At 60.5% G+C, this 25,215-nt stretch carries 21 protein-coding genes and 1 other RNA gene; 15 read left to right on the top strand and 7 right to left on the bottom strand.

Annotation, left to right across the window (positions count from 1 at the left end):
* Window positions 1-12 precede the first annotated feature (12 nt).
* On the bottom strand, window positions 13-1,065 hold the full coding sequence (locus tag SOM48_RS15900) for a PLP-dependent cysteine synthase family protein (protein WP_320512301.1): 1,053 nt from the start codon (window positions 1,063-1,065) through the stop codon (window positions 13-15).
* Between the two features lie 115 nt (window positions 1,066-1,180).
* On the opposite strand from SOM48_RS15900, the gene SOM48_RS15905 reads away from it, so the two are divergent.
* The 5 genes from SOM48_RS15905 (at window position 1,181) to amtB (ending at window position 7,137) form a co-directional block, all read left to right on the top strand.
* Window positions 1,181-1,639 carry an Lrp/AsnC family transcriptional regulator gene (locus tag SOM48_RS15905; protein WP_023478271.1) on the top strand — a complete coding sequence of 153 codons (459 nt, stop codon included), beginning with the start codon at window positions 1,181-1,183 and terminating at the stop codon, window positions 1,637-1,639.
* A 52-nt stretch (window positions 1,640-1,691) separates the two neighbouring features.
* A complete protein-coding gene (locus SOM48_RS15910) occupies window positions 1,692-3,455 on the top strand; it encodes a SmdA family multidrug ABC transporter permease/ATP-binding protein (protein ID WP_313162655.1) in 1,764 nt (587 codons plus the stop codon).
* The gene (locus SOM48_RS15915) at window positions 3,448-5,226 is read left to right on the top strand and encodes a SmdB family multidrug efflux ABC transporter permease/ATP-binding protein (RefSeq protein WP_054804468.1); all 1,779 of its coding nucleotides are present in this window, start codon (window positions 3,448-3,450) and stop codon (window positions 5,224-5,226) included. Before SOM48_RS15910 ends, SOM48_RS15915 begins: the two co-directional genes overlap by 8 nt.
* A 254-nt stretch (window positions 5,227-5,480) precedes the next feature.
* Window positions 5,481-5,819, top strand: a complete 339-nt coding sequence (glnK, locus tag SOM48_RS15920) for a P-II family nitrogen regulator (RefSeq protein ID WP_023478250.1) — start codon at window positions 5,481-5,483, stop codon at window positions 5,817-5,819.
* A 31-nt stretch (window positions 5,820-5,850) separates the two neighbouring features.
* Window positions 5,851-7,137 (top strand): ammonium transporter AmtB, encoded by a 1,287-nt coding sequence (gene amtB / locus SOM48_RS15925; protein WP_320512302.1) that lies wholly within the window; start codon window positions 5,851-5,853, stop codon window positions 7,135-7,137.
* 74 nt (window positions 7,138-7,211) lie between these two features.
* Here amtB and tesB read toward each other — a convergent pair whose 3' ends face one another.
* Window positions 7,212-8,072, bottom strand: a complete 861-nt coding sequence (gene tesB, locus SOM48_RS15930; protein ID WP_023478293.1) for an acyl-CoA thioesterase II — start codon at window positions 8,070-8,072, stop codon at window positions 7,212-7,214.
* A gap of 215 nt (window positions 8,073-8,287) precedes the next feature.
* Here tesB and SOM48_RS15935 point away from each other — a divergent pair, with 215 nt between their 5' ends.
* Complete coding sequence (locus SOM48_RS15935) at window positions 8,288-8,857, top strand: YbaY family lipoprotein (protein WP_023478266.1); 570 nt, start codon at window positions 8,288-8,290, stop codon at window positions 8,855-8,857.
* A 37-nt stretch (window positions 8,858-8,894) separates the two neighbouring features.
* On the opposite strand, the gene SOM48_RS15940 is transcribed toward SOM48_RS15935, so the two are convergent.
* The gene (locus tag SOM48_RS15940; RefSeq protein WP_312479875.1) at window positions 8,895-9,209 is read right to left on the bottom strand and encodes an MGMT family protein; all 315 of its coding nucleotides are present in this window, start codon (window positions 9,207-9,209) and stop codon (window positions 8,895-8,897) included.
* A 170-nt stretch (window positions 9,210-9,379) separates the two neighbouring features.
* On the opposite strand from SOM48_RS15940, the gene ffs reads away from it, so the two are divergent.
* Window positions 9,380-9,476, top strand: an RNA gene (gene ffs, locus SOM48_RS15945) — signal recognition particle sRNA small type.
* A gap of 39 nt (window positions 9,477-9,515) precedes the next feature.
* On the opposite strand, the gene SOM48_RS15950 is transcribed toward ffs, so the two are convergent.
* Entirely contained in the window at window positions 9,516-12,266 is a 2,751-nt protein-coding gene (locus tag SOM48_RS15950) for a winged helix-turn-helix domain-containing protein (RefSeq protein ID WP_320512303.1), read from the bottom strand.
* A gap of 228 nt (window positions 12,267-12,494) precedes the next feature.
* Between SOM48_RS15950 and SOM48_RS15955 the strand changes: the two genes are divergently transcribed.
* The 5 genes from SOM48_RS15955 (at window position 12,495) to SOM48_RS15975 (ending at window position 18,255) form a co-directional block, all read left to right on the top strand.
* A complete protein-coding gene (locus SOM48_RS15955) occupies window positions 12,495-13,457 on the top strand; it encodes a thiamine pyrophosphate-dependent dehydrogenase E1 component subunit alpha (protein WP_320512304.1) in 963 nt (320 codons plus the stop codon).
* 10 nt (window positions 13,458-13,467) lie between these two features.
* The gene (locus SOM48_RS15960; RefSeq protein ID WP_023478297.1) at window positions 13,468-14,487 is read left to right on the top strand and encodes an alpha-ketoacid dehydrogenase subunit beta; all 1,020 of its coding nucleotides are present in this window, start codon (window positions 13,468-13,470) and stop codon (window positions 14,485-14,487) included.
* Between the two features lie 2 nt (window positions 14,488-14,489).
* Entirely contained in the window at window positions 14,490-16,016 is a 1,527-nt protein-coding gene (locus SOM48_RS15965) for a 2-oxo acid dehydrogenase subunit E2 (protein ID WP_320512305.1), read from the top strand.
* A complete protein-coding gene (lpdA, locus tag SOM48_RS15970; RefSeq protein ID WP_320512306.1) occupies window positions 16,009-17,406 on the top strand; it encodes a dihydrolipoyl dehydrogenase in 1,398 nt (465 codons plus the stop codon). The genes SOM48_RS15965 and lpdA overlap by 8 nt, the downstream gene beginning before the upstream one ends.
* Window positions 17,407-17,475: 69 nt before the next feature.
* Entirely contained in the window at window positions 17,476-18,255 is a 780-nt protein-coding gene (locus tag SOM48_RS15975; RefSeq protein WP_042717102.1) for an acetoin reductase, read from the top strand.
* Window positions 18,256-18,307: 52 nt separating this feature from the next.
* Here SOM48_RS15975 and treR read toward each other — a convergent pair whose 3' ends face one another.
* Entirely contained in the window at window positions 18,308-19,255 is a 948-nt protein-coding gene (gene treR, locus SOM48_RS15980) for a trehalose operon repressor TreR (RefSeq protein ID WP_315081186.1), read from the bottom strand.
* 244 nt (window positions 19,256-19,499) lie between these two features.
* Here treR and treB point away from each other — a divergent pair, with 244 nt between their 5' ends.
* On the top strand, window positions 19,500-20,921 hold the full coding sequence (gene treB, locus SOM48_RS15985; RefSeq protein ID WP_320512307.1) for a PTS trehalose transporter subunit IIBC: 1,422 nt from the start codon (window positions 19,500-19,502) through the stop codon (window positions 20,919-20,921).
* Window positions 20,922-20,937: 16 nt separating this feature from the next.
* Window positions 20,938-22,602 (top strand): alpha,alpha-phosphotrehalase, encoded by a 1,665-nt coding sequence (gene treC, locus SOM48_RS15990; protein WP_128483496.1) that lies wholly within the window; start codon window positions 20,938-20,940, stop codon window positions 22,600-22,602.
* A gap of 10 nt (window positions 22,603-22,612) precedes the next feature.
* Here the strand turns inward: treC and SOM48_RS15995 are convergent, their stop codons facing one another.
* Complete coding sequence (locus SOM48_RS15995; RefSeq protein ID WP_319551564.1) at window positions 22,613-23,032, bottom strand: GFA family protein; 420 nt, start codon at window positions 23,030-23,032, stop codon at window positions 22,613-22,615.
* Window positions 23,033-23,144: 112 nt separating this feature from the next.
* On the opposite strand from SOM48_RS15995, the gene SOM48_RS16000 reads away from it, so the two are divergent.
* Entirely contained in the window at window positions 23,145-23,738 is a 594-nt protein-coding gene (locus SOM48_RS16000) for a hypothetical protein (protein ID WP_128483495.1), read from the top strand.
* 3 nt (window positions 23,739-23,741) lie between these two features.
* Here SOM48_RS16000 and yczR read toward each other — a convergent pair whose 3' ends face one another.
* Window positions 23,742-25,163, bottom strand: coding sequence for a MocR-like transcription factor YczR (yczR, locus tag SOM48_RS16005; protein WP_076769487.1), 1,422 nt, complete (start codon window positions 25,161-25,163; stop codon window positions 23,742-23,744).
* Window positions 25,164-25,215: the final 52 nt, after the last annotated feature.

Genomic DNA, 25,215 nt, shown 5'->3' on the forward strand with positions numbered 1-25,215 from the left:
TTTTGCCCGTCGCTATTGCGCTGAGGTAAGCAGGGCGATCTGCGCTTTCCACGGTTCGATATCGCCGAGGTTCGCCGCCACCCATTGCGGGTTGTAGTAGGTTTCAAGATAGCGCTCGCCGCTGTCGCACAGCAGGGTAACGATCGAGCCAGTGCGCCCTTCGTCGCGCATCTGCGCCGCAAGTTGTAGCGCGCCCCACATATTGGTGCCGGTAGAGGCACCCACTTTGCGGCCAAGCTGTGTCTCCAGCCACTGGGCGGTGGCGACGCTGGCGGTATCCGGCACGCGCAGCATCTCATCGACCACATCGGCAATAAACGACGGCTCAACGCGCGGGCGGCCAATGCCTTCGATTTTGCTGCCGATCGGGCTGCGCAGCGTGCTGTCGCGCTGCTGCCAGTAATCAAAGAAGACGGAGTTTTCCGGGTCAACCACCACCAGGCGCGTGTCATAACCCTGGCAGCGAATATAGCGGCCAATGGTTGCCGAGGTGCCACCCGTTCCGGCGCTCATCACAATCGCTTCCGGCACCGGATGCGGCTCATTTTTCATCTGGCGGAAAATGCTGTCGGCAATGTTGTTATTGCCGCGCCAGTCCGTTGCGCGCTCGGCGAAGGTGAACTGATCCATATAGTGACCGTTCAGCTCTTTCGCCAGCCGCTCGGATTCGGCGTAGATCTCGCAGGCGCTATCAACAAAGTGGCAGCGGCCGCCGTAAAACTCGATCTGCTCCACTTTGCGTTTCGCCGTGCAGTAAGGCATCACGGCGATAAAGGGCAGCCCGAGCAGGCGCGCAAACCACGCCTCTGAGATGGCGGTCGAACCGGACGAGGCTTCAATAATCGTGGTGCCTTCCTTGATCCAGCCATTGCACAAGCCGTAGAGAAACAGCGAGCGTGCAAGGCGGTGCTTCAGGCTGCCGGTGGGATGCGTGCTTTCATCTTTTAAATAGAGGTTGATACCCGGAAAACCCGTCAGCGTCAGGCGGATAAGGTGGGTATCCGCAGAGCGCTGCGCGTCGGCATTGATTTCATTAATCGCGTATTTGACCCAGCTGTTGTTCATGATGCTGTTCCGTTTGTCATTTTGTGCCCAGTCTAGCGAAAGCTGAAGAAAAAAAGGTTGCCATTTCGCCTTTGCGATAGACTATTTGGAGAAAAATTTTCTAGCGGAGTAGGGGATGTTAGATAAAATTGACCGTAAGCTGCTCGCACTGTTGCAGCAGGATTGTTCGCTCTCTTTGCAGGCGCTGGCTGATGCCGTTAATCTGACCACCACTCCATGCTGGAAACGGCTGAAAAAACTGGAAGATGACGGTATCTTACTGCGCCGCGTGGCGGTGCTGGATGCGGAAAAGCTCGGGCTGGGGCTGACGGCATTTGTGCTGATCAAAACCCAGCATCACAGCAGCGACTGGTATAACCGCTTCGTTAGCGAAGTGACACAGCTCCCGGAAGTGCTAGGCTTTTGGCGTATGGCTGGCGAGTACGATTACCTGCTGCGCGTCCAGGTGGCGGATATGAAACGCTACGATGACTTCTATAAGAAGCTGGTCAACAGCGTGCCGGGGCTTTCGGATGTCACCTCCAGCTTCGCCATGGAACAGATAAAATACACCACGGCTTTGCCCATTGAATAACCCTTCCGGCGGTTAACCGACCGTCGGCAATTCACGTTCAGGATGTAACCGCGTGCGATTATTTGCTCAGTTAGGCTGGTATTTTCGTCGGGAGTGGCAGCGCTACCTCGGCGCCGTCGCCTTACTTATCATTATTGCTATCTTGCAGCTGATCCCGCCAAAAGTGGTGGGGATTGTGGTGGATGGCGTCACCCAGAAGCAGTTTACCCATCAGCAGGTGTGGATGTGGGTAGCAGCGCTGGTGGCGATTGCCGTCGTCACCTATCTGCTGCGCTATGTCTGGCGCGTCTGGCTCTTCGGAGCCTCCTATCAGCTCGCCGTCGAACTGCGCGAGGATTTCTACCGCCAGCTCAGCCGCCAGCACCCGGAATTTTATCTGCGCCACCGCACCGGCGATTTAATGGCGCGCGCCACCAATGATGTGGATCGCGTAGTGTTCGCCGCCGGGGAAGGGGTGTTAACGCTGGTCGACTCGCTGGTGATGGGCTGCGTAGTGCTGATCGTGATGGCAACCCAAATCAGCTGGCAGCTAACCCTGCTGTCGTTATTGCCGATGCCGATTATGGCGCTGGTGATCAAGCGCTACGGCGATCAGCTGCACAGCCGCTTTAAAGCCGCGCAGGCGGCCTTCTCCGCGTTAAACGATCGCACCCAGGAGAGCATGACCAGCATCCGCATGATCAAAGCCTTCGGCCTGGAAGATCGCCAGTCGGCGCTCTTTGGCAGCGAAGCGGCGGATACCGGCGCGAAAAACATGCGCGTGGCGCGTGTCGATGCGCGCTTTGATCCAACTATCTATATCGCTATCGGCATGGCAAACATGCTGGCGATTGGCGGCGGCAGCTGGATGGTGGTGCATGGTTCGCTGACCCTCGGCGAGCTGACCAGTTTTGCCATGTATCTTGGGCTGATGATCTGGCCAATGCTGGCGCTGGCGTGGATGTTTAACATCGTCGAGCGCGGCAGCGCGGCCTATAGCCGCATCCGCGATATGCTGGCGGAAGCGCCGGTGGTGAACGACGGCACGGAAACCGTGCCCGCCGAGCGCGGCACCTTAACGCTCTCCATCAAAGCGTTTCACTATCCGCAAACCGACAGCGCGGCGCTGACCAACGTCAGCGCGACCCTTGAGCCGGGCCAGATGCTCGGCATCTGCGGCCCGACCGGCGCGGGGAAAAGTACGCTGCTGGCGTTGATTCAGCGCCATTTTGATGTCGACGCGGGCGATATTCGCTTCCACGATATGCCGCTGACGCAGCTGAAGCTGGATAGCTGGCGCAGCCGCCTTGCTGTCGTCAACCAGACGCCGTTTCTCTTCTCCGACACCATCGGCCATAACATTGCCCTTGGCAGGCCCGGTGCAACGCAGGAGGAGATTGAGCATGTGGCGAAGCTTGCCAGCGTCCATGACGACATTCTGCGGCTTCCGCAGGGCTACGACACCGAAGTGGGCGAGCGCGGCGTGATGCTCTCCGGCGGGCAGAAACAGCGTATCTCCATCGCTCGTGCGCTGCTGCTGAATGCCGAAATCCTTATTCTTGATGACGCCCTCTCCGCGGTGGATGGGCGCACCGAACACCAGATTTTGCACAACCTGCGCCAGTGGGGCGAAGGGCGCACCGTAATTATCAGCGCGCATCGCCTGTCGGCGCTGACGGAAGCCAGTGAGATTATCGTTATGCAACATGGCCATATCGCCCAGCGCGGCCAACATGAGCAGCTCGCGCGCCAGCCAGGCTGGTATCGCGACATGTACCGGTATCAGCAGCTGGAAGCGGCGCTGGACGACCATCCGCAGGAGGCCGGGGATGCGTAACTTCTCTCGTCAGTGGCCAACGCTGAAACGTCTGCTGGTCTACGGTAAACCGTGGCGCAAGCCGCTCAGTAAAGCAGTGCTGATGCTGTGGGTGGCGGCAATTGCCGAAGTCTCCGGCCCAGCGCTGATCAGCTACTTTATCGATAATATGGTGGCGAAGAGCTACCTGCCGCTTGCGCTAATCGCCGGGCTGGCGGCGGCTTATGTTGGCCTGCAACTGCTGGCGGCGGGGCTGCACTACGCCCAGGCGCTGCTCTTTAACCAGGCGGCGGTCGGCGTGGTGCAACAGCTGCGTACCGATGTAATGGATGCCGCGCTGCGCCAGCCGCTCAGCGCCTTCGACACCCAGCCGGTAGGGCAGATTATCTCGCGCGTGACCAATGACACCGAAGTGATCCGCGATCTCTACGTAACGGTGGTCGCCACCGTGTTGCGCAGCGCGGCGCTGATTGGTGCGATGCTGGTGGCGATGTTCAGCCTCGACTGGCGTATGGCGCTGGTAGCGATGGGCATCTTCCCGGCGGTGATTATCGTGATGCTGATCTATCAGCGTTTCAGCACGCCGATTGTGCGGCGCATGCGCGCCTACCTTGCCGATATCAACGACGGCTTTAACGAAATCATCAACGGCATGAGCGTGATCCAGCAGTTCCGCCAGCAGGCGCGCTTCGGCGAGCGCATGAGCGAAGCGAGCCGCTCGCACTACTTCGCTCGGATGCAAACCCTGCGCCTCGATGGCTTCCTGCTGCGCCCACTGCTGAGCCTCTTTTCGGCGCTGGTGCTCTGCGGCCTGCTGATGCTGTTTGGCTTCTCAACCGTCGGCACGGTGGAGGTTGGGGTGCTTTACGCCTTTATCAGCTACCTTGGCCGCCTTAACGAGCCGCTGATTGAGCTGACGACCCAGCAGTCGATGCTGCAACAGGCGGTGGTCGCCGGTGAGCGCGTCTTCGAACTGATGGATCGACCGCGCCAGAACTACGGCGATGACGAGACGCCGCTACACAGCGGGGCGATCGACATTGAAAACCTCTCCTTCGCCTACCGCGAAGATCAACTGGTGTTGCAGGATATCTCCCTGCATGTTGAGCCGCGCAGCTTTGTCGCGCTGGTCGGCCATACCGGCAGCGGTAAAAGTACCCTCGCCAGCCTGCTGATGGGCTACTACCCGTTAACCAAAGGGGAGATCCGCCTCGACGGTCGCCCGCTTGCCACGCTAGGCCACAGCGCGCTGCGCAAAGGCGTCGCGATGGTGCAGCAGGATCCGGTGGTGCTGGCCGACAGCTTCTTCGCCAACGTCACGCTTGGGCGGGATATCAGCGAAGAGCGCGTCTGGAAAGCGCTTGAGATCGTCCAGCTTGCCGACCTGGCGCGCACCCTGAGTGAAGGCATCTACACCCGCCTTGGCGAGCAGGGGAATAATCTCTCCGTCGGGCAGAAACAGCTGCTGGCGCTGGCGCGCGTGCTGGTTGATGCCCCGCAGATCCTGATCCTGGATGAAGCGACGGCGAATATTGACTCCGGCACCGAGCAGGCGATCCAGCAGGCGCTGGCGGCGATCCGCGAGAAGACCACGCTGGTGGTGATTGCCCACCGCTTATCAACCATTGTCGAAGCGGAAACCATCCTGGTGCTGCACCGCGGACAGGCGGTTGAGCGCGGTACCCATCAGCAGCTGCTGGCGGCGAAAGGGCGCTACTACCAGATGTACCAGCTGCAGTTAGCGGGTGAAGAGCTGGCGGCCAGCACGCGGGAAGAGTCGCTCAGCGCCTGATGCACCAAAATTAAGCACCCTGCGCGCACCTGCGCCTGGTGGTGCAAAAATGTAACGCACCATGCACTGTCATGGTGCGTTTTTCTTTTTCCCGCCGCTTCTGCATCATCAGTGCGCTTGCGCCGCCCATCACCGCTTCTGGCTTTGTCTCTTTATTGCGCGAAAACGCGCGCCTTCACATTTCTGGCACACCCCTTGCAATACCTCCCTCATGTTGGCTGCGTCCATTTGCGAATGTCGAGTGAGGGGAATCTATGAAGCTGGTAACCGTGGTGATTAAGCCATTCAAACTTGAAGATGTGCGTGAAGCGCTCTCTTCGATTGGTATTCAGGGGCTGACCGTGACGGAAGTAAAAGGTTTTGGCCGTCAGAAGGGGCATGCCGAGCTTTACCGCGGTGCGGAATACAGCGTCAACTTCCTGCCAAAAGTAAAAATCGACGTGGCGATCGCCGACGATCAGCTTGATGAGGTGATCGATATCATCAGTAAAGCGGCCTACACCGGAAAAATTGGCGACGGCAAAATTTTCGTTGCCGAACTCGAACGCGTGATCCGTATTCGTACCGGCGAAGCCGACGAAGCGGCGCTGTAATAGCTGACACACAGTGATAGGGATCGGAAAAATGAGAATGAAAACAGTAAAAGCTACCCTTGCCTCGCTGGCTTTGCTGCCGGGCCTGGCGCTTGCCGCGCCGGCCGTTGCGGATAAAGCTGATAACGGTTTTATGATGATTTGCACCGCGCTGGTGCTGTTTATGTCCATTCCGGGCATCGCGCTCTTTTACGGCGGCCTGATCCGTGGCAAAAACGTGCTCTCAATGCTGACCCAGGTGGCGGTTACCTTCGCGCTGGTCTGCATTCTCTGGGTGGTCTACGGCTACTCGCTCGCCTTCAGCGAAGGCAACAGCTTCTTCGGCAGCTTCAACTGGGTGATGCTGAAAAATATCGCCCTCACTGATGTAATGGGCAGCATCTATCAATACATCCATGTCGCCTTCCAGGGCTCCTTCGCCTGCATCACCGTGGGGCTTATCGTCGGCGCGCTCGCCGAGCGTATTCGCTTCTCTGCGGTGCTGATCTTTGTGGTGGTGTGGATGACGCTCTCCTATGTGCCGATTGCGCACATGGTATGGGGTGGCGGTCTGCTGGTAACCCACGGCGCGCTCGACTTTGCCGGCGGTACGGTGGTGCACATTAACGCCGCGATTGCAGGCCTGGTGGGTGCGTACTTAATTGGCAAACGCGTCGGCTTTGGCAAAGAGGCGTTTAAACCGCACAACCTGCCGATGGTCTTTATCGGTACTGCGATCCTCTATGTTGGCTGGTTTGGCTTCAACGCCGGTTCGGCGAGCAGCGCCAACGAAATCGCCGCGCTGGCCTTTGTGAACACCGTGGTCGCCACTGCCGCCGCGATCCTCTCCTGGGTGTTTGGCGAGTGGGCAATGCGCGGTAAGCCTTCGCTGCTCGGTGCCTGCTCCGGTGCGATTGCTGGCCTGGTGGGTATCACCCCGGCGTGTGGTTATGTCGGTGTCGGCGGCGCGCTGATTGTCGGTCTGGTGTGCGGTCTGGCGGGTCTGTGGGGCGTGACGGCGCTGAAACGTATGCTGCGCGTCGATGATCCGTGCGATGTCTTCGGCGTTCACGGCGTGTGCGGCATTATCGGCTGTATCCTGACGGGCATCTTCGCCTCCACCTCCCTCGGCGGCGTAGGCTTCGCCTCCGGCGTCACCATGGGCCATCAGGTGCTGGTGCAGCTGGAGAGCGTGGGCATCACCATTGTCTGGTCTGCGGTAGTCGCCTTTATCGGCTACAAACTGGCGGATATGACGGTTGGCCTGCGCGTACCGGAAGAGCAAGAGCGCGAAGGGCTGGACGTCAACAGCCACGGCGAAAACGCCTACAACGCCTGATAAGTTGAGTATCTCCTGAGCATAAAAAAGCCTCCGCGTACGGAGGCTTTTCTTTTGGCGGTAACACAACCGGCTTAGTTGCGGTTACGCATTACCCCTTCCTGCACGCTGGAGGCCACCAGCACGCCATCCTGGGTATAGAATTCGCCGCGCACAAAGCCGCGGGCGCTGGAGGCGGAGGTGCTCTCCACGCTGTAGAGCAGCCAGTCATTCATATTGAACGGGCGGTGGAACCACATTGAGTGGTCGATAGTCGCCACCTGCATGCCGCGCTCCAGGAAGCCAACACCGTGCGGCTGCAGCGCCACCGGCAGGAAGTTAAAGTCCGAGGCGTAGCCAAGCAGATATTGGTGGATGCGGAAATCTTCATCCAGCACGCCGTTGGCGCGGATCCACACCTGACGCACCGGATCGGCCACATGGCCCTTCAGCGGGTTATGGAACTCGACCGGGCGGATCTCCAGCGGCTTGTCGCTGAGAAACTTCTCTTTCACGCCGGGCGGCAGCAGGTGCGAGAGATCGCGGGCGATCTCCGTTTCCGATTTGAGCGAGTCCGGCGCGGGCGCGGCGGGCATCGTTTTTTGATGCTCATAGCCCGGCTCCGGTGCCTGGAAGGAGGCGGTCATATAGAAAATCGGTTTGCCGTTCTGCACCGCTGCCACGCGGCGAGCGCTGAAGCTGTTGCCGTCGCGCAGCACTTCCACGTCATAAACAATCGGTTTTTGGCTATCGCCGGGGCGCAAAAAGTAGCTGTGGAAAGAGTGCACCAGGCGGTCTGCCGGAACGGTCTCTTTCGCCGCATAGAGCGCCTGCCCAACCACCTGGCCGCCAAAGACCTGGCGCAGACCTAAATCTTCGCTCTGCCCACGGAACAGCCCCTCTTCAATTTTTTCCAGATTCAATAATGCCAGCAGATTAGATAGCGCCTGACTCATACAATTCCTCAAATAAATAGCGGCTGACGTAGCATATATTGCCTGAGTATAACCTGGAAAATGGAGTGGTCCGATGGGTGCAATAATCTGAATGAATAGGTGTTTACAGGAATATATCGGGTATATGTGCCACACTTGTTCAGGTTACGAAGGTTTAGCCACACACATCTGGCAGGCGCTGCGCCTGCAGGTGCATTGAAGATAAGGAGAGATCAATGAAACTCGTGCCCATGTTAAGTGGTTTAGCAGTCGCAGTCGCGTTATCGGCGTGCGCCCAAAAAGGCGGCGATATTCCAACGCCGGCACCTAATCCCAATGCGCCGTCCGCCACGAATAAAGCGGCGATTGCTCAGCCAAGCGTGACCGGTACGGTCTGGATCCGTCAGAAAGTGGCGCTGCCGCCGGATGCGGTGTTAACCGTTACCGTTTCTGATGCCACCCAGGCCAACGCGCCGTCGAAAGTGCTGGCGCAGAAAGCAGTGCGCACCGATGGTAAACAGCCGCCATACAGCTATGTCCTGCCGTTTAACCCGGCCGACATCCAGCCGAACGCGCGTATCCTGCTGAGTGCAGCGATCACCGTCGACAACAAGATGGTGTTTATCACCGACTCGGTTAAGCCGGTTATCAACCAGGGCGGCACCAAAGTCGACCTGACACTGGTTCCGGTCCAGCAGACCGCGGTTCCGCTGCAGCAGAGCGGTGGTACGCCGAACACCGTACCGTCGACCTCACCAACGCAGGTCACCCCGTCTAACGCCACTCCGGCGCCGACCCAGTACTAATCTGTGTGCGTTTTGCTCCTCTCCTGCGGGGGAGGAGCTACGCATAGCGCCAGCGATACTTGTTCAAATCAATCTCGCCACTTCCCGACACCACCACGCCCTCTGCCAGCAGTGCCTGACGCTGCCTTTGTAGATCCGGCCCGCTCAGCGAAATAGCCCCATAGCGATTCACCACCCGATGCCACGGCAACGTGCTGCCCTCCGGTAAGCGCTTTAACACGCCGCCGACCTGGCGTGCTGCGCGCGGCGAACCGGCCAGTTTCGCCACCTCGCCATAGGTAGTGACATAACCCTCCGGAATGGCGGCGACGATTTGCCAAACCCGGCGGGGAAAAGAGTCTTGCGTATCCATCACATGCTCCTGAGCAGAGAAGGGGGCAGAATAAACAGCGATTTACCCCCTGTGAAGGGGCGATTGCGCAAGAAACCAGCATCCGTCAGCCTATGGGTTGCAATTGCCCTGCCGGATGGGGATAATGCGCCAGCGCGTTGGTTATCAACCTTCGCTCTCAATGGGGGCCCTGTTGGTTCTCCCGCAATGCTACTTTGTTCACCAGGTCAGGTCCGGAAGGAAGCAGCCAGGGCAAAGGACGTGTGTGCCGGGATGTAGCTGGCAGGGCCCCCACCCATTTCAGCCGCTGTTACGCAGCGCGCCGCACTACTCCACTTTCAGTAACTTCCACTCCCGCGCCTGGTTTACCGCCTGCATCCGGCTGCTGACCTGCAACTTCTCATACATCTGTTTTAAGTGCCATTTGACCGTCTCCGCCGAAATCCCCAGCACGCGGGCAATCTCCTTGTTCGAGTGACCGCTGGCGATAAGCTCAAGCGTCTGCTGCTCACGCTCGGTGAGATAGCGCGTCTCTTCCGCCTCATCGTGCCGTTTCGGCGGTAAACCAAACCGTTCCACCGCCTGCTGTCGCAGAGTTGCAGCCTGTTGCCGGAGCGCCTCCGGCGTTGTCTGGCGGGCAAGCAGCTCGTCGAGCAGCCCCACCAGCACCGCACCGAGATCGAGCAGGCTGCGCAGTAAACCTTGCTCAAGCGCCTGTTGCAGCGGCGAGGTGAAGACCATACCCGCCTGTTGATACGCCCCGGCATGCCAGAGGGCGGCGGCCTGCGCCAGACGTAAGCGCAGGGCAGAGCGCGCTTCGCCGCGCTGCTGCTGCTCGTCGGCCAGCACTGCAAAGGCAGCGGCGGCCTGATGGGCATGGCCCTCGGCAAGGGCGATGCGGCTTTCGCTGACCCGCCGATAAAAGCCGATCGCTCCGTTTTCAGCATCTTCACTGTGCAACTGCCGGAGCGTGTCCAGCGTCTCCAGGGCAGGGGAGAGCGCCTCATCACGCAGATGCAGTTCAACCGTTTCCGCCAGCAGCGCCGCCTGCGCGCGCAGCCACTGGCGCTGGCGCGTCAGCTCGCCGCCATAGGTGAGAAGCCGTTTCGCCTCCGCAAGCTGGCCGTTGAGCGCCGCCTGGCGTGAGAGCACGATAAAGCAGCGGCTCAGCCCCTCCGGCGGGCAAAAGGTCTCGATCATCTCAAGGCGCAGCGCCAGCAGCGCGTCAATATCCTGCCGCTCGTTGCGCTCCCAGGCGACCTCCGCCAGAATCGGTGCCAGCGTTGCGCCGCTGCTGGAGTTGCTGCCGGTTTGCGCCTCGGCGGCCTGTAGCGTCTGCGCCGCCACCCGTTTTGCATCAGCCAGATTGCCCTGGCGTAAATGGGCCTGGGCGATGACAAAAGCGCGCCAGACATCAACAAACAGATTGCGGTTTGCCACCTTCAGTTCTGGCAACCGGCTCTGCACCGCCAGCGCCTGCCCCGGCCGGGCATTAACGAGGTGGCAGTAGCTGAGAATGTTGCACACCAGCCCATCCACCCAGCGATCACCGCAGGGGATCTCCGCCAGCAGCGGCTCCACCAGCGCCACGCTGAGTTCAATGTTCTCGGCGAAGGCTTCACAAATCGCCCGCACCACCCGCAGCTTGACCCGCACACTGTGCGTCAGCGCGGCGTCATGCGTCATCGCATCAATGCCGTCGAGGAGTTCGCGCGAAGCCTGGAAGCGGAAGTGGTGCGCCAGCGCCCAGGCGAGATTGAGCTGCAAATCAATGCGCGACGGATCGGGCGTCAGCGGCAGAAAGTGCATCCAGCGCACCAGCGTGTCGATATCCCCCTCTTCGGCGAGGGACTGCGCGCTGGCTTCGGCATGCCGTGCGCCGCTTTTCCCTGCCGCCAGCGCGTGGCGCACCGCCTCGGCCCAGAGTTGCTGCCCGGCAAACCAGTTGCTGGCGCGCTCATGCAGCTGCCGCATGCGCGCCGGTTCGCTCTGCTGCAAGCGGGCCAGCAGCGCGTCGCGCATCAGGTGGTGGTAGCGAAACCAGCCGCCGTGCTCATCCAGCGCGGTGATAAAGAGATTATGCTGCTGGATCCAGCCGAGCATCGCTTCGCCGTCCTCGCGTCCGGTCAGCGCATCGCACAGCGCCGGGGTGAGGCGGTTGAGAATCGCGGTTTGCAGCAGAAAATCGACCACCGCCTCCGGCAGCGGGGTAAAGATCACCTCATCGAGATAGCGCGCCAGGGTGCGTGAACCGGAAGGAATACGCGCCAGAAAGCGCTGCGGATCGTGGTGCCAGTCCGGTGCCAGCGCGGCGATCTTGATCCCGGCCACCCAGCCCTCTGTGGCCAGCATCAGCCGCTGAACATCCTGCGCGACGGGGATCGCCGTACGCGCGGCGTCGCTGAGGTAGTCCTGCGCTTCGGCGAGAGTGAAACGCAGATCCTCGTCGTGCAGTTCCTTGAGCGCATCCTGTAGCGCCAGGCGGCTCAGCGCCAGCGGCGGGCGAAAACGGCTGCCAATGATCAGGTGTAGCGAATCGGGCGCGTGATTGATAAGCCAGCTTATGCCCTCGTGCAGCGCGGGGTGGGTCAGGGCGTGGTAATCATCAAGGATCAGCCACACCGGGTGCGGGCAGCAGTGCAGCTGGTTGGTCAGCTCCGCCAGCAGCACCGAGAGATCCGGCGTCATATCGCCCTGCAAAAAGGGTTCGAGCGCCTCGCCCCAGCCGCTGTAGAGCGGCTTCAGGGCGGTGACCAGGTAGCGCGCAAACTGCGCCGGATCGTTCTCATCCTCTTCAAGGCTCAGCCAGCCGATGGCGTCACCTTGCTCCCGGCGACGGCGATACCACTGCGCCAGCAACGTTGTTTTCCCGGAACCGGCCGCGGCGCAGATAAGCGTCAGCGCACCATCGGCGGCTTCATCCAGCCTGGCCAGCAGGCGGTCACGCTCAAGCAGCACGCCCGGCGAGCGGGGCGGGGTTAATTTGGTGAGGATCAGCGGCAGCCGGCGCGTGAAGCGGAAAGGTTCCTCGCGATAGCTGGCCGCAAGCAGAGAGTCTGTTGAGGTCAACGATTTCATACGAGCCTGCCCCTGTTCACAAAAGTCGCTGCTAAGTGTAAGTAACTGACACCCGCCTGTAACCTGCCAGAACTTGACCCTTATCGCATTTATCTCTTTTAGTCCCGCTCTCCCCCCCAATTGGGGGGTTATCCCCCCTTAAGACCCGCTTATAGAGTAACCCCACTTCCGCAACCCCTGCCGGTCGCCGTGCTGGCGCTCGCGGGTATACAACCTGAGGACGGAGCTATGGAGCTGAACACACAACAGCTGTTAAAGGCTTATCGCAAAATGCGTGAAATACGTGAATTCGAGGAGCGCCTGCACACTGAAAACACCAGCGGTGACATTCCCGGATTCATCCACCTGTATACCGGCGAGGAGGCTATCGCCGTCGGTGTCTGCGAGAACTTACAGCAGACGGATTACATCGGTTCCACCCACCGCGGGCACGGCCACTGCATCGCCAAAGGGTGCGACATCCACGCGATGATGGCGGAGATTTTCGGCAAAGATGCCGGTCTGTGCCGTGGCAAGGGCGGCTCGATGCACATTGCCGATCTCTCGAAAGGGATGCTCGGCGCGAACGCCATTGTCGGCGGCGCGCCGCCGCTGGTGATTGGCGCGGCGCTGACCGCGAAAACCCGTAATAACGGCGGCGTTGCCGTCTCATTTACCGGTGACGGCGGCTCCAACCAGGGGCTGGTGTTTGAAGCCATCAACATGGCGGTGGTGCTGCAACTGCCCGCCATCTTCGTCTTTGAAAACAACGGTTACGGTGAAGCGACCGGCCATAACTACGCCGTTGGCGGCCGCGATATCGCCGGGCGCACCGCCGGGTTTGGCCTGCCTGCCGTCACTGTAGATGGCACCGATTTCTTTGCTGTTTATGAAGCGACGGCTGAAGCCGTGAAGCGCGCCCGTGAAGGCGGCGGGCCGAGCGTGATTGAGGCGAAAGCGTTCCGCTGGCACGGCCACTTTGAGGGCGATCCGGGGCTTTATCGTGGGGAAGGGGAGATTGAGCGCCTGCGCGCCGATCACGATCCGCTGAAAATCTTCACCAGCAAAACGGCAGAAAAGCTCACGCGCGAGGCGCTGGAGGCGATTGACGCCGAAGTGAAAGCCCAGGTCGACGATGCGGTGATCAAAGCCCGCGCCGCCGGCTACCCGGTGGCGGAAAGCCTGCTGACCGACGTTTACGTCTCTTACTGAGGAGCCCGTCATGACAATCAAAACTTACCGCGAAGCGATCCGCGACGCGCTGGCGCAAGAGATGGCGCGCGACGAAAGCGTGGTGCTGATCGGTGAAGATCTGCGCGGCGGCCACGGCGGCAACGCGCCGGAAGAGGCGAAAGTGGAGGCCTTCGGCGGCGTGCTCGGCGTTACTAAAGGGCTGTGGACCCAGTTTGGCTCGGAACGGGTGATCGATACGCCAATCACTGAATCAGCGATTATCGGCATGGCTGCTGGCGCGGCGGTCACCGGCTTACGCCCGGTGGCGGAGCTGATGTTTATGGATTTCTTCGGCGTCAGCCACGATGCGCTCTACAACCAGGCGGCGAAATTCCGCTATATGTTCGGCGGCAAGGCGAAAGCGCCGCTGGTGGTGCGCGGCATGATCGGTGCTGGTTTTTCGGCGGCCGCCCAGCATTCCCAGTCCCCCTACAACATTTTCGCCACCACGCCGGGGCTGAAAGTGGTAGTGCCCTCATCGCCCTATGACGCCAAAGGGCTGCTGATCCAGTCGATTCGCGACGACGATCCGGTGGTCTTCTGCGAACACAAGATGCTCTACGACATGAAAGGCGAGGTGCCGGACGAGAGCTATACCGTACCGCTGGGCCAGGCCAACTACACCCGCGAAGGGGAGGATGTCACCATTATTGCCCTCTCGGCGATGGTGCATAAAGCCAACCAGGTGGCGGACAAACTGCTGAAAGAGGGTATCTCCGTTGAGGTGGTCGATCCGCGTACCGTGTCGCCGCTGGACGAGGAGGGCATTCTCGAATCCGTTGCTTCTACTGGACGGGTGGTGATTGTCGATGAGTCCGCCGCGCGCTTCGGCTTCGCCCATGATGTGGCGGCGCTGATCGCCTCGCAGGCGTTCCACTTCCTGAAAGCGCCGATCGTGTTAATTACCCCGCCGCACACCCCGGTTCCCTTCTCGCCCGCGCTGGAAAAACTCTGGATCCCTGATGTGGATCGCATTGAGGCCGCCGTTCGACAACTGATGGAGGCGTAACCATGAGCACAATCCGCACGCTGGAGATCCCCAAATGGGGGCTCTCGATGGAAGAGGGGACGCTGGCTCAGTGGCTGATTAAAGAGGGGAGCGCCTTCAGCCAGGGGCAGGATATTTGTGAAATTGAAACCAGCAAGATAACCAACGTGCTGGAAGCGCCGTGGGACGGCGTACTGCGCCGGGTGCTGGCTCAGCCGGGCGATACGCTGCCGGTTGGCGCGGTGCTGGCGCTGGTGGCCGATGAGCAGGTAAGCGACAGCGAACTCGACGCTTTTGCCGCCACCCTTAACAGCGGTGCGCCGCAACCTGCGGCAGAAACCGCGCCATCGACACCCGCGCCAGCAGCGACAACCTCATCTGAACCTTCAGCCCCTGCACCGGCAAAACCCGCCGCGCAGGATGCGATCCCGGCGGCGCTGCGCGGTGAAACTGATGAGACGCAGGTGAATGCCACATCGCATGCCCTGCGTCTGGCGAAAAAGCAGGGCATCGACCTGAGTAAGGTGAGCGGCTCTGGTCGCGACGGGCGTATCTCCGTCGGCGATCTGCAGGCAGCCATTACCGCAGGCGGCAGCAGCGCCGAGTTGCAGCCGCGCGCGGCGGTAAAAGCAAAGCCGCGCCACACCACCCAGGATGATAGCCAGATCCCGGCAACACCCATCGCGCGCCGTCTGGCAAGCCAGCTGGGGATTAACCTTCATGACTGCCGCCGCTCAGGATCCGCCGGGCGCGTCAGCCGCGTCGATGTGGAAGCGTTAGCCGCGCTGCGCGGCAGCGGTGAGAAGAGCGTTGCACGAACAGCAGAAGCGGTTGAGGAGCGCGCGACCTACGACAGCCAGCCGCTCTCGGCGATGCGGCGCACTATCGCCAGCCGTTTGCAGGAGTCCAAACGCAACGCGCCCCACTTTCGCCTCGTCAGCGAGGTCGATCTGACGCGTATTCAGGCGCTGCGCCGGGAAGTGAACAGCGCGCTGCCGTCGCTCAAAGTGACGCTCAACGATCTGCTGGTGAAAGCCTGCGCCCAGGCGCTGATGAGCGTGCCGGAGATGAACGTGCAGTATGACGAGGCATCGCAGACCATTCGCCGTTTTCACACCGCCGATATTGCCATCGCTGTGGCGCTGCCCGGTGGGCTCTATACGCCAATTTTGCGCGAAGCGAACCGTAAAACAGTCGGTGCCATCTCCCGGCAACTGCATGAGCTGGTGACGCGCACCAAAGCGGGCACGCTGAAAGCCGAGGATTTTCAGGGCGGCACCTTCTGCATCTCCAATCTCGGCATGTTCGGCATCCGCCAGTTCGACGCCATTATCAACCCGCCCCAGTGCGCGATTCTGGCGGTGGGGGCGGCGGAATCCCGTGCGGTGGTGCATGAAGGGCAGATCGTGGCGCGCGAGCGGCTGACGCTCTCGCTGTCGTGCGATCACCGGGTGATTGATGGCGCGGTCGGCGCGACCTTTATGCAGCATCTGCAACGCGCTATCGAAACGCCTTCTTTGATGCTGGTTGAGGAGGCGCGCGGTGAATAACAGCTTTGATGTGCTGATTATCGGCGGCGGGCCGGGCGGCTACGTCGCCGCCATCCGCGCCGGGCAGTTAGGCTTGCGCACCGCGCTGGTGGAGAAGACACACCTTGGCGGCATCTGCCTTAACTGGGGCTGCATCCCGACCAAAGCGATGCTGCACGGCGCTGAGGTCGGGCATGCCATGCGCCATGCCGATCAACTGGGGTTTAGCGTCGGCGAGATCGCTTTTGAGATCCGCCGTCTGGTGGAGTACAGCCGCTCGGTGTCGCAGCGGCTGACCGACGGCGTCGCCTTCCTGCTGAAAAAGCACAACGTCACGGTGATCAACGGCGAAGGCCGCCTGCTGGAGAAGGGGCGGGTGGCGGTGCGCGGTATTGACGGCGGCGAGCAGGAGTTCCGCGCCGATCACATCATTCTGGCGACCGGGGCGCGTCCGCGCGCGCTAGCGGGTATTGAACCGGATAAAAGCCATATCTGGACCTACTTCGAGGCGCTCAACCCCGCCGCGCTGCCGCGCTCGCTGCTGGTGATCGGCTCCGGTGCCATCGGCGCGGAGTTCGCCAGTCTCTATAACGATCTCGGCTGTGACGTGACGCTGGTGGAGCTGGCGGATCAGATCCTGCCGCTGGAGGATCGTGATGTCTCGGCACAGGTGCAGCAGCAGTTTGCGAAGCGCGGAATGCAGATCTTCACCGGGGCGCAGATCCGCTCGGCGACGGTCAATGGCGATCGCGTCAGTTGCCTGCTGAAAACTGCCGACGGCGAGCAGACGCTGGAGGTCGATCGTGTGCTCTGCGCCGCCGGTATTCAGCCGAATATTGAAAACCTTGGTCTTGAGGCGCTCGGCGTTGAGATGGCGCGCGGCTTTATTCAGGTCGACGATCGCGGTCGCACCAACGTCTTCGGCCTCTACGCCATCGGCGATGTCGCGGGCGCACCGTGCCTTGCGCACAAAGCGAGCTATGAGGGCGTGCGCTGCATCGAGGCGCTCGCCGGGCTGCCCGTCGCGGCACCCGTCAGCCCTGATTTTATTCCCCGCTGCACCTACACCCGGCCGCAGGTGGCCAGCCTCGGTTTAACCGAAGCGCGCGCGCGTGCCAGCGGGCGGGAAATCCGCGTCGGCGTTTTCCCCTATCAGGCCAACGGTAAAGCGCTGGCGCTTGGCGAACCGCAGGGCTTTGTCAAAACCCTGTTTGATGCGCAGAGCGGCGAGCTGCTGGGTGCGCATATGGTGGGCAGCGACGTGACGGAGCAGATTCAGGGGTTTGGCATTGCCCATACGCTGGAGGCAACGGAGGAGAGCCTGCACGAGGTGATCTTTGCCCATCCAACCCTTTCTGAAGCGATGCATGAAGCGATCCTCGCCGCCGACAGGCGCGCGCTGCACCAATGAATAGGTAGTGAAGTTTGCCGCGACAGCCTGTTGCGGCGCAGTTGTAACTCAAACCATAAGAGAGAAAGCATGACAATTGATAATAAAGTGGCGCTGGTAACCGGCGCAGGCCAGGGAATTGGACGTGGGATTGCGCTTCGCCTTGCGAAAGAGGGGGCGTCGCTGATGCTGGTGGATATGAACGCCGCCAACCTTGAAGCCGTGGCGAAAGAGGTGCAGGCGCTGGGTCGTAAAGTGGCGACTTTTGTTGCTGATATTTCGCAGCGCGACCAGGTTTATGCGGCGATCGATCACGCGGAAGAGGCGCTGGGCGGCTTTGACATTATCGTCAATAACGCCGGTATCGCGCAGGTGCAGCCGCTTGCCGATGTCACCCCGGAAGAGGTGGATCGCATTATGCGCATCAACGTACAGGGGACATTGTGGGGCATCCAGGCGGCGGCGAAGAAATTTATCGACCGTCAGCAGAAGGGGAAGATCATTAACGCCTGCTCGATTGCCGGACATGATGGCTTCGCGCTGCTGGGCGTCTACTCGGCGACCAAATTCGCCGTTCGCGCCTTAACCCAGACGGCGGCAAAAGAGTATGCCAGCCGCGGCATCACCGTTAACGCTTACTGCCCGGGCATTGTCGGCACCGGCATGTGGGAGGAGATTGACCGCCGTTTCTCCGATATCACCGGCGCGCCGCTGGGTGAAACCTACAAGAAATATGTTGAGGGTATTGCGCTGGGCCGCGCGGAGACGCCGGAAGATGTGGCCGGGCTGGTGGCCTACCTCGCCGGGCCGGATTCCGACTACGTAACCGGTCAGGCGATCCTGATTGATGGCGGGCTGGTCTACCGTTAAGGCCAGGCGAGTGACGCTTTCGTCTGACGAAGGCGTCATTTTCCGTTGGGCGTTACTGGAAGGTGCAGGGGATAACAATATGCTCTTGCGTACGCGTTCCGTGCAGCATCTCCAGCAGCAGCTGCGAGGCTTTCAGCCCCGCCTGCTGATAGCCCATTTTGACGCTCAGCACATCGGGTTGCAGGAAGGTCATCAGCGGCGTGCTGCCAATGCTGCCGACTTTAATCTTCCACCCCTGCTGCTGAATGTATTTAATCGCGCCCATGGCGATGGTGTCAGAGGCGCAAATCAGCGCGCCGCTCTCGGCGGTAAGCAACCCTTTCGCCAGGTCGTAACCGCTCTGATAGCTCAGATCGCCGAGCGCCGCGTGCGGCGTCATGCCAAACGCTGCACATCGCTCAAGGTAGGTTTGGTAACGGATATTCCCGGTGGTCGGATCGTTAGTGGTGACACCGATATAGGAGACGCTGCGATGGCCCGCGTCGCGCATCTTCTCCATCAGCACATTGACCGCGCCGACGTTATCGTAGACTACCGACGCCACCTCCGGCAGGGCGCTGGAGATGAGCACCAGCTTATCTTTCCACCCTTTTACCAGGCTCTTATCGACGCCGGAAAAACCGAACAGAATCACCCCTTCGACATTGCGCTGCGCCAGCACGTTAAGGTGCGCGGCAAGCAGGGTGGGATCGAGCAGGCTCTCCATTAAAATCGCATCGTACTCATGCTGGTATATCTGTGGAAGGATGGCGCGAATGGCCTGATTTTCCGAGGCGGAATCAAGACGTGTGACGATCACACCGATGATCTTTTCCCGCTGCGAGCGCAGCGCCTGGGCGGTTTTCGATGGCGTGTAACCCTGCTCTTTGATAATCGCTTCAACGCGTTCACGGGTCGCTTTCTTCACTTTATCGCTGTTGTTAATTACCAGCGAGACCGTGGACTTTCCGACGCCGCACAGTTTGGCGATGTCGTTTAACGTTAGCTTTTTATCACTCATTCCCGCACGGGCCTCCTGAAGATCGGACCCGGCGATACTAGCATTAATGAATCCCCTAAGGCACCTCTCTGTGCCGCTGCGCTGCACCGTTTATTTTGTGATCGCCTGCTAAAATTGGAACGTTCCAACTAGGAGGATGTATAGGTTGCCGCTATGGTCTCTATCGCTCGGTTCAGAGTAAGAGTTTTTACGAAAAGCTGTAATAACAACAGCTCACTCATCAAAACCTGCTGGAAGAGAAAAGATGGCGATAAAAAGTAACCCCCAGGATATTGATAAACTTATTGAATTGGTCGGCGGCAAAGAGAACGTTGCTACCGTCAGTCACTGTATTACCCGTTTACGTTTTGTGCTTAACGATCCGAAAAAAGCCAAACCCGCCGAGATTGAAAAACTGCCGATGGTGAAGGGCTGCTTTACCAACGCCGGGCAGTTTCAGGTGGTGATTGGCACCGATGTCGGCGACTGGTATCAACTGCTGTTGCAACATACGCAGGTGAGCGGCACCGACAAAGAGAGCGCCAAGCGCGTGGCGCGGCAGAATATGAAGTGGCATGAGAGTCTCATCTCGCACTTTGCGGAGATCTTCTTTCCGCTGCTGCCGGCGCTGATCAGCGGCGGTCTGATCCTCGGTTTCCGCAACCTGATTGGCGATTTGCCACTGTTCAACGACGCGCCGCTCACCGAAGCGTCGCCGGTGTGGAAAAGCATCTACGACTTCTTATGGCTGATTGGCGAGGCGATCTTCTTCTACATTCCGGTCGGTATCTGCTGGTCGGTGGTGAAGAAGATGGGCGGCACGCCGATCCTCGGCATCGTGCTGGGGATTACGCTGGTCTCTCCGCAGCTGATGAACGCCTATCTGCTCGGGCAGCAGACGCCGGGAGTGTGGAACTTTGGCTGGTTCTCCATCGATAAAGTGGGCTACCAGTCGCAGGTTATTCCGTCGATTCTGGCTGGCCTGACGCTGGCGTGGATTGAGCTGAAGCTTAAACGCATCGTGCCGGATTACCTGACGCTGGTGGTGGTGCCGGTGCTCTCGCTGCTGATTGCGGTGTTCCTCGCGCATACCATCATCGGGCCGTTCGGCCGTGTGGTCGGTAACGGCATCGCCTGGGGCGTCAGCCATCTGATGACCGGGCCGTTTGCGCCGATTGGCTCCGCGCTGTTTGGCTTCCTCTATGCGCCGCTGGTGATCACCGGTGTGCACCAGACTACGCTGGCGGTCGACCTGCAGCTGATCCAGAACCTCGGCGGCACGCCGGTCTGGCCGATTATCGCCCTCTCCAACATTGCACAGGGTTCCGCAGTCGTCGGCATTATCCTCGTGAGCAAGAAGGTTAATGAACGGGAGATCTCAGTGCCTGCCGCCATCTCGGCTTATCTCGGCGTGACGGAACCGGCGATGTACGGCATCAATATGAAGTATCGCTTCCCGATGCTCTGCGGCATGGTCGGCGGTGCCTGCGCCGGGCTGATTTGCGGGCTAACCGGCGTGATGGCGAACGGTATTGGCGTCGGCGGCTTACCGGCGATCCTCTCGGTGAAAACCCAGTACTGGTCGATTTATGGTCTGGCGATGCTGGTGGCGATTGTGATCCCGCTCGTGCTGACCACGGTTATCTATAAACGTAAGCAGGCGGCGGGCAAGCTGCTGGTGGTGTGAAAAAGGGATCGACGCAATGAGCAAACGTAATGTTCCGTGGTGGCAAAACGGCGTGATTTACCAGATCTACCCGCGCAGTTTTCAGGACAGTACCGGCAATGGCCTCGGCGATCTTCAGGGCATTGTGCGTCGCCTTGATTACCTCCAGTGGCTCGGCGTAAGCGCCATCTGGCTGACGCCGGTTTACCTCTCGCCGCAGGTGGATAACGGCTATGACGTGGCGGATTACTACGCCATCGATCCGCTGTTTGGCACCATGGCGGATTTTGAGGCGCTGGTTGACGCCGCCCATCAGCGCGGCATCAAGGTGGTGATGGATATGGTGTTTAACCATACCTCCACGGAGCATGCGTGGTTCAAAGCCGCTGCCAGCGACCGTAACAGCCCGTGGCGCAACTTCTATATCTGGCGTGACGGCAAAGAGGGGCGGCTGCCCAATAACTGGCACTCCAAGTTTGGCGGCAGCGCCTGGTGCTGGCATGAGGAGACGCAGCAGTACTATCTGCACTCCTTCTCAGCCCAGCAGGCGGATCTCAACTGGGAGAACCCGGAAGTGCGCAATGCCCTGAAAGCGGTCTGCCACTTCTGGGCGGATAAAGGCGTGGACGGGCTGCGTCTGGATGTCATCAACCTGGTCTCCAAACACCCCGATTTGCCGGATGACGATGAGGGTGATGGTCGCCGCTTCTACACCGATGGCCCGGCGATTCACGACTTCCTCGAAGAGATGAGCCGCGATGTCTTTCAGCCGCGCGGGTTGATGACGGTGGGCGAAATGTCATCCACCCGGCTTGAGCACTGCCAGCGCTATGCGCGGCTGGATGGCAAAGAGCTGTCGATGACCTTTAACTTCCACCACCTGAAAATCGACTATCCGCAGGGTGAGAAGTGGCGGCTTGCGCCGCCGGATCGGGTGGCACTAAAGCGGATCTTCGCCGAATGGCAGCGCGGGATGCACAACCTGGCGTGGAACGCGCTCTTCTGGTGTAACCACGATCAGCCGCGCATCGTTTCCCGGCTGGGGGATGATGGGGCGCTGCGCACCGTCTCGGCGAAAATGCTGGCGATGGTGCTGCACGGCATGCAGGGCACGCCCTATATCTACCAGGGTGAAGAGATTGGCATGACCAATCCGCACTTCAGCCGCATCGATCAATACCGCGATGTCGAAAGCCTGAATATGTTCAAAATCCTGCGCCTGCATCAGGATGAAAAGGATGTGCTGGCGGTGCTGGCGCACAAATCCCGCGATAACGGCAGAACGCCGGTGCAGTGGGATGACAGCGAGAACGCCGGTTTTACCGACGGCGAAAGCTGGATTGACGTGGCGGATAACTACCGGCAGATCAACGTGGTCAGTGAGATGGCGGATAGCGATTCTGTGCTGCACACCTACCGGGAACTGATCGCGCTGCGCAAAAACCTGCCGGTGCTCACCTTTGGCGACTATCAGGATCTCGACCCCGATTCGCCCGCATGCTGGTGCTACCAGCGGGACGATGAGGCGCAAACCCTGCGGGTGATTGCCAACCTCAGCGGCGAGCCGCTGGCGCTGAATGAGGCGTGTCTGCCCCGTGAGGCGGGCTGGCGTCTGCTCTATGGCAACTACGCGGATGGCGCGCAGCTGCTCACCACCGGCACACTCAGACCTTATGAGTGCGGCTGGTGGCTGCGGGAGTAGGTAAGCCGCTTCACTTCCCGGCGGGGGTATAGCGCAGATACCCGGCAACGCCGCTGTGAGCGCCCCCATCTGAAGGGTGATTCACCCCTTCGGAGACCGGGATTTCGGCGAAATCGAAAGGCGATACGCCTTCAATGCAGGCCGCGTTAACGCCATATTGATCGGGGTTAGAGCGGCGCTGATGGAAGGTGTAGATGCCGCACACCGAGCAGAAGAAGTGGACGGCGACCCCTGTGTTAAAGCGGTACTCGGTCAGCTTCTCTCTGCCCTGAAGAATATCAATGCCTGACAGCGGCGCGGTGACCGCCACCGCGCCGCGCATCCGGCAGTAGGAGCAGTTGCAGCGCCGCGCGTTGTTAAAGCCGTCGAGCAGCGTCACGTTAAACACCACCGCACCGCAGTGGCACTGCGCCCGTTTTTTCTCACTCATCTCACTTCTCCAGCCTGGAACGATACTCTCAACCATAGCCTTTTTTGGTGATACCGGGAGGGGCGCGCAAGCGTGTAAAATCGCTGCACTTATCGCCCTGAGGCTCAGTACTATGCGTAAATCGTTAATTTTACTAACACTCCTTGTTTCCACATCCGGTATGGCTGCCACGCTGCACTCCGGGATTTATGAAGCGCTGCAGCTTGCGGTCTCGCCGCAGGGCAAGATCAGCGGTTACTACAGCGAAACCCTCGGTGTTGGCGTGACGCGCACCTGCGCCTTTGCGCTGGCGGGAGAGGTGTCGGCAAAGGGCGAGGCGAAAATCACCTCCTGGTCCACTGCCGTGCTGCCGGGGCACCTTGCGGCAACAGCCGACGGCGTGACGCTCACCGTGCCCGGCGGGCAGTCCCATGACGGCTGCGTTAACGCTATGCTGCCGCTGATCAATGATGGTCTGGGATTGAGTAAAACCCGCGATACCGACTGGCAGTCGATGGCGCAGGTGCGCGCCGAGCGGCTCTACTTCTATCGTCAACCTGAAGAGAAGACGAGGCGAAAAGCGTTTGTCGTGCAGGATGATGTGGTCGGCGTGCTGCAAGCTCAGGGCGAATGGACGCAAGTCGAGTATGTGAGTGACGAGGGTAAAAGCACCACTGGTTGGGTGAAAAGCGAGGCGCTCGCCCCGCTGACGCCGCCCGCTTCCTGATGCTTACACTACGCTGCGCTTAAACGACGGGGCCGCCGGATTGAGCGCGTGCCACAGCGGTTTTATGCGCAGCAGCGCATCCTCAAGCACCGTTGACTCCAGCGCGAAGGGGATGCGCAGATTGCGCTCGAACGCGCCGTCGAGGCCGAAACGCGTGCCGGCACCGAGATGAATGCCCTCGGTTTCCGCGCGCGCGGCAAAAGCCGTCGCCAGCCGGTCGGGCAGCTCGACCCAGTAAGACAACCCGCCCTCCGGCGGCTGAAAATGCCACGCGGGGAAGAGATCCGCCATGAGTTCGCCGCAGCGGTCGCGGCGCGCTTGCAGCATCGCCCTGCGCGCTGGCAGAAAGTCGTTTTCATTCGCCATCAGCCACTGCGTTGCCAGCTGTTCCAGCAGCGGTGTTCCCAGCTCCAGCGAGTCGCGCGTCTGCGCCAGGTGGGCGATGGTGCGCGCCGAGGCGCGAACCCACCCCAGCCGTAAACCGCCCCAGAAGGTTTTCCCCGCCGAGCCGAGTGTAATAACCGTATCGCTTTTATCAAATGCGGCAAGCGGCGGCGGGGGCGCGTTTTCGTACCAGAGATCAACCATCGTCTCATCCACCACCAGCGTAGTACGTGTGCGGGCCGCAATGGCGGCGATCGCTTCCCGCGTTGCGCTGTCCATGCAGCGCCCGGTCGGATTGTGATAATCGGGCATCAGGTAGGCAAGGCGTGGCGCGGTCTGCGCCAGCGTGGCGGCAAAACCGTCGGTGTCCCAGCCGCGCTGTGGCAGCGAGACGCCAACCGGCCTGCACGACGCCCCCTGAATCGCCGCAATCGCCAGCGGGTAGGTGGGGTGATCGACCACCACGCGATCGCCAGGCCCGGTCAGCATACGCAACACCAGCGCCAGCCCGCTCAGCGCGCCATTCACCACCATCACTTCATCGACATGGGTCGGTAAACCGCGCGCGGTATAGCGTGCGGCAATCGCTTCGCGCAGCGCCAGCACGCCGAGCTGACCATACCCGGTACGCGTAAGATAGGGAGCGATTGCCGTTAAGGCGTGGCTATAGGCCTGGTGAATCTCCGGCCCGGCGCTGAGCGCGGCGGTGGAGAGATCGAGCGCCGCGCCAGCAGTGCTGCGCGTCGGTATGGCGCGGTTATCGGGCAGGATCACCCGCGAGCCGCTGCCGTGACGGCTCTCCAGATAGCCCTCCTCGCGCAGGTGCGCCAGCGCGCTGGCAATCGTCGTGCGGCTCACCGAGAGCGTGGTCGCCAGCTCCCGCTCGCCGGGCAGACGGGTATCCAGCGCCAGCCTACCGTCGAGGATCAACAAGCGCAGCGCATCGGCAAGCTGACGCCAGAGCGGTGTGCGGGAAGACGATTGTTGCCAGTGGCCTAACAGGCGCAGCAACGACTGGCTACCAAAACGACGGGATGACATAAGCAGTCCACTATCTGAAAACTGGACATTAATCATAAGTCCATTTACGGGG

This window comes from Kosakonia sp. CFBP8986 (genome assembly GCF_034044935.1).
In the GTDB taxonomy this organism is placed as follows: Bacteria; Pseudomonadota; Gammaproteobacteria; order Enterobacterales; family Enterobacteriaceae; genus Kosakonia; species Kosakonia cowanii.

Excerpts from the sequence above, each read along its gene's own strand:
- SOM48_RS15900 (WP_320512301.1), bottom strand. The coding sequence starts at position 1,065 with ATGAACAACAGCTGGGTCAAATACGCGATTAATGAAATCAATGCCGAC.
- SOM48_RS15905 (WP_023478271.1), top strand. The coding sequence starts at position 1,181 with ATGTTAGATAAAATTGACCGTAAGCTGCTCGCACTGTTGCAGCAGGAT.
- SOM48_RS15915 (WP_054804468.1), top strand. The coding sequence starts at position 3,448 with ATGCGTAACTTCTCTCGTCAGTGGCCAACGCTGAAACGTCTGCTGGTC.
- glnK (WP_023478250.1), top strand. The coding sequence starts at position 5,481 with ATGAAGCTGGTAACCGTGGTGATTAAGCCATTCAAACTTGAAGATGTG.
- amtB (WP_320512302.1), top strand. The coding sequence starts at position 5,851 with ATGAGAATGAAAACAGTAAAAGCTACCCTTGCCTCGCTGGCTTTGCTG.
- tesB (WP_023478293.1), bottom strand. The coding sequence starts at position 8,072 with ATGAGTCAGGCGCTATCTAATCTGCTGGCATTATTGAATCTGGAAAAA.
- SOM48_RS15935 (WP_023478266.1), top strand. The coding sequence starts at position 8,288 with ATGAAACTCGTGCCCATGTTAAGTGGTTTAGCAGTCGCAGTCGCGTTA.
- SOM48_RS15940 (WP_312479875.1), bottom strand. The coding sequence starts at position 9,209 with ATGGATACGCAAGACTCTTTTCCCCGCCGGGTTTGGCAAATCGTCGCC.
- SOM48_RS15950 (WP_320512303.1), bottom strand. The coding sequence starts at position 12,266 with ATGAAATCGTTGACCTCAACAGACTCTCTGCTTGCGGCCAGCTATCGC.
- SOM48_RS15955 (WP_320512304.1), top strand. The coding sequence starts at position 12,495 with ATGGAGCTGAACACACAACAGCTGTTAAAGGCTTATCGCAAAATGCGT.
- SOM48_RS15960 (WP_023478297.1), top strand. The coding sequence starts at position 13,468 with ATGACAATCAAAACTTACCGCGAAGCGATCCGCGACGCGCTGGCGCAA.
- SOM48_RS15965 (WP_320512305.1), top strand. The coding sequence starts at position 14,490 with ATGAGCACAATCCGCACGCTGGAGATCCCCAAATGGGGGCTCTCGATG.
- SOM48_RS15975 (WP_042717102.1), top strand. The coding sequence starts at position 17,476 with ATGACAATTGATAATAAAGTGGCGCTGGTAACCGGCGCAGGCCAGGGA.
- treR (WP_315081186.1), bottom strand. The coding sequence starts at position 19,255 with ATGAGTGATAAAAAGCTAACGTTAAACGACATCGCCAAACTGTGCGGC.
- treB (WP_320512307.1), top strand. The coding sequence starts at position 19,500 with ATGGCGATAAAAAGTAACCCCCAGGATATTGATAAACTTATTGAATTG.
- treC (WP_128483496.1), top strand. The coding sequence starts at position 20,938 with ATGAGCAAACGTAATGTTCCGTGGTGGCAAAACGGCGTGATTTACCAG.
- SOM48_RS15995 (WP_319551564.1), bottom strand. The coding sequence starts at position 23,032 with ATGAGTGAGAAAAAACGGGCGCAGTGCCACTGCGGTGCGGTGGTGTTT.
- SOM48_RS16000 (WP_128483495.1), top strand. The coding sequence starts at position 23,145 with ATGCGTAAATCGTTAATTTTACTAACACTCCTTGTTTCCACATCCGGT.
- yczR (WP_076769487.1), bottom strand. The coding sequence starts at position 25,163 with ATGTCATCCCGTCGTTTTGGTAGCCAGTCGTTGCTGCGCCTGTTAGGC.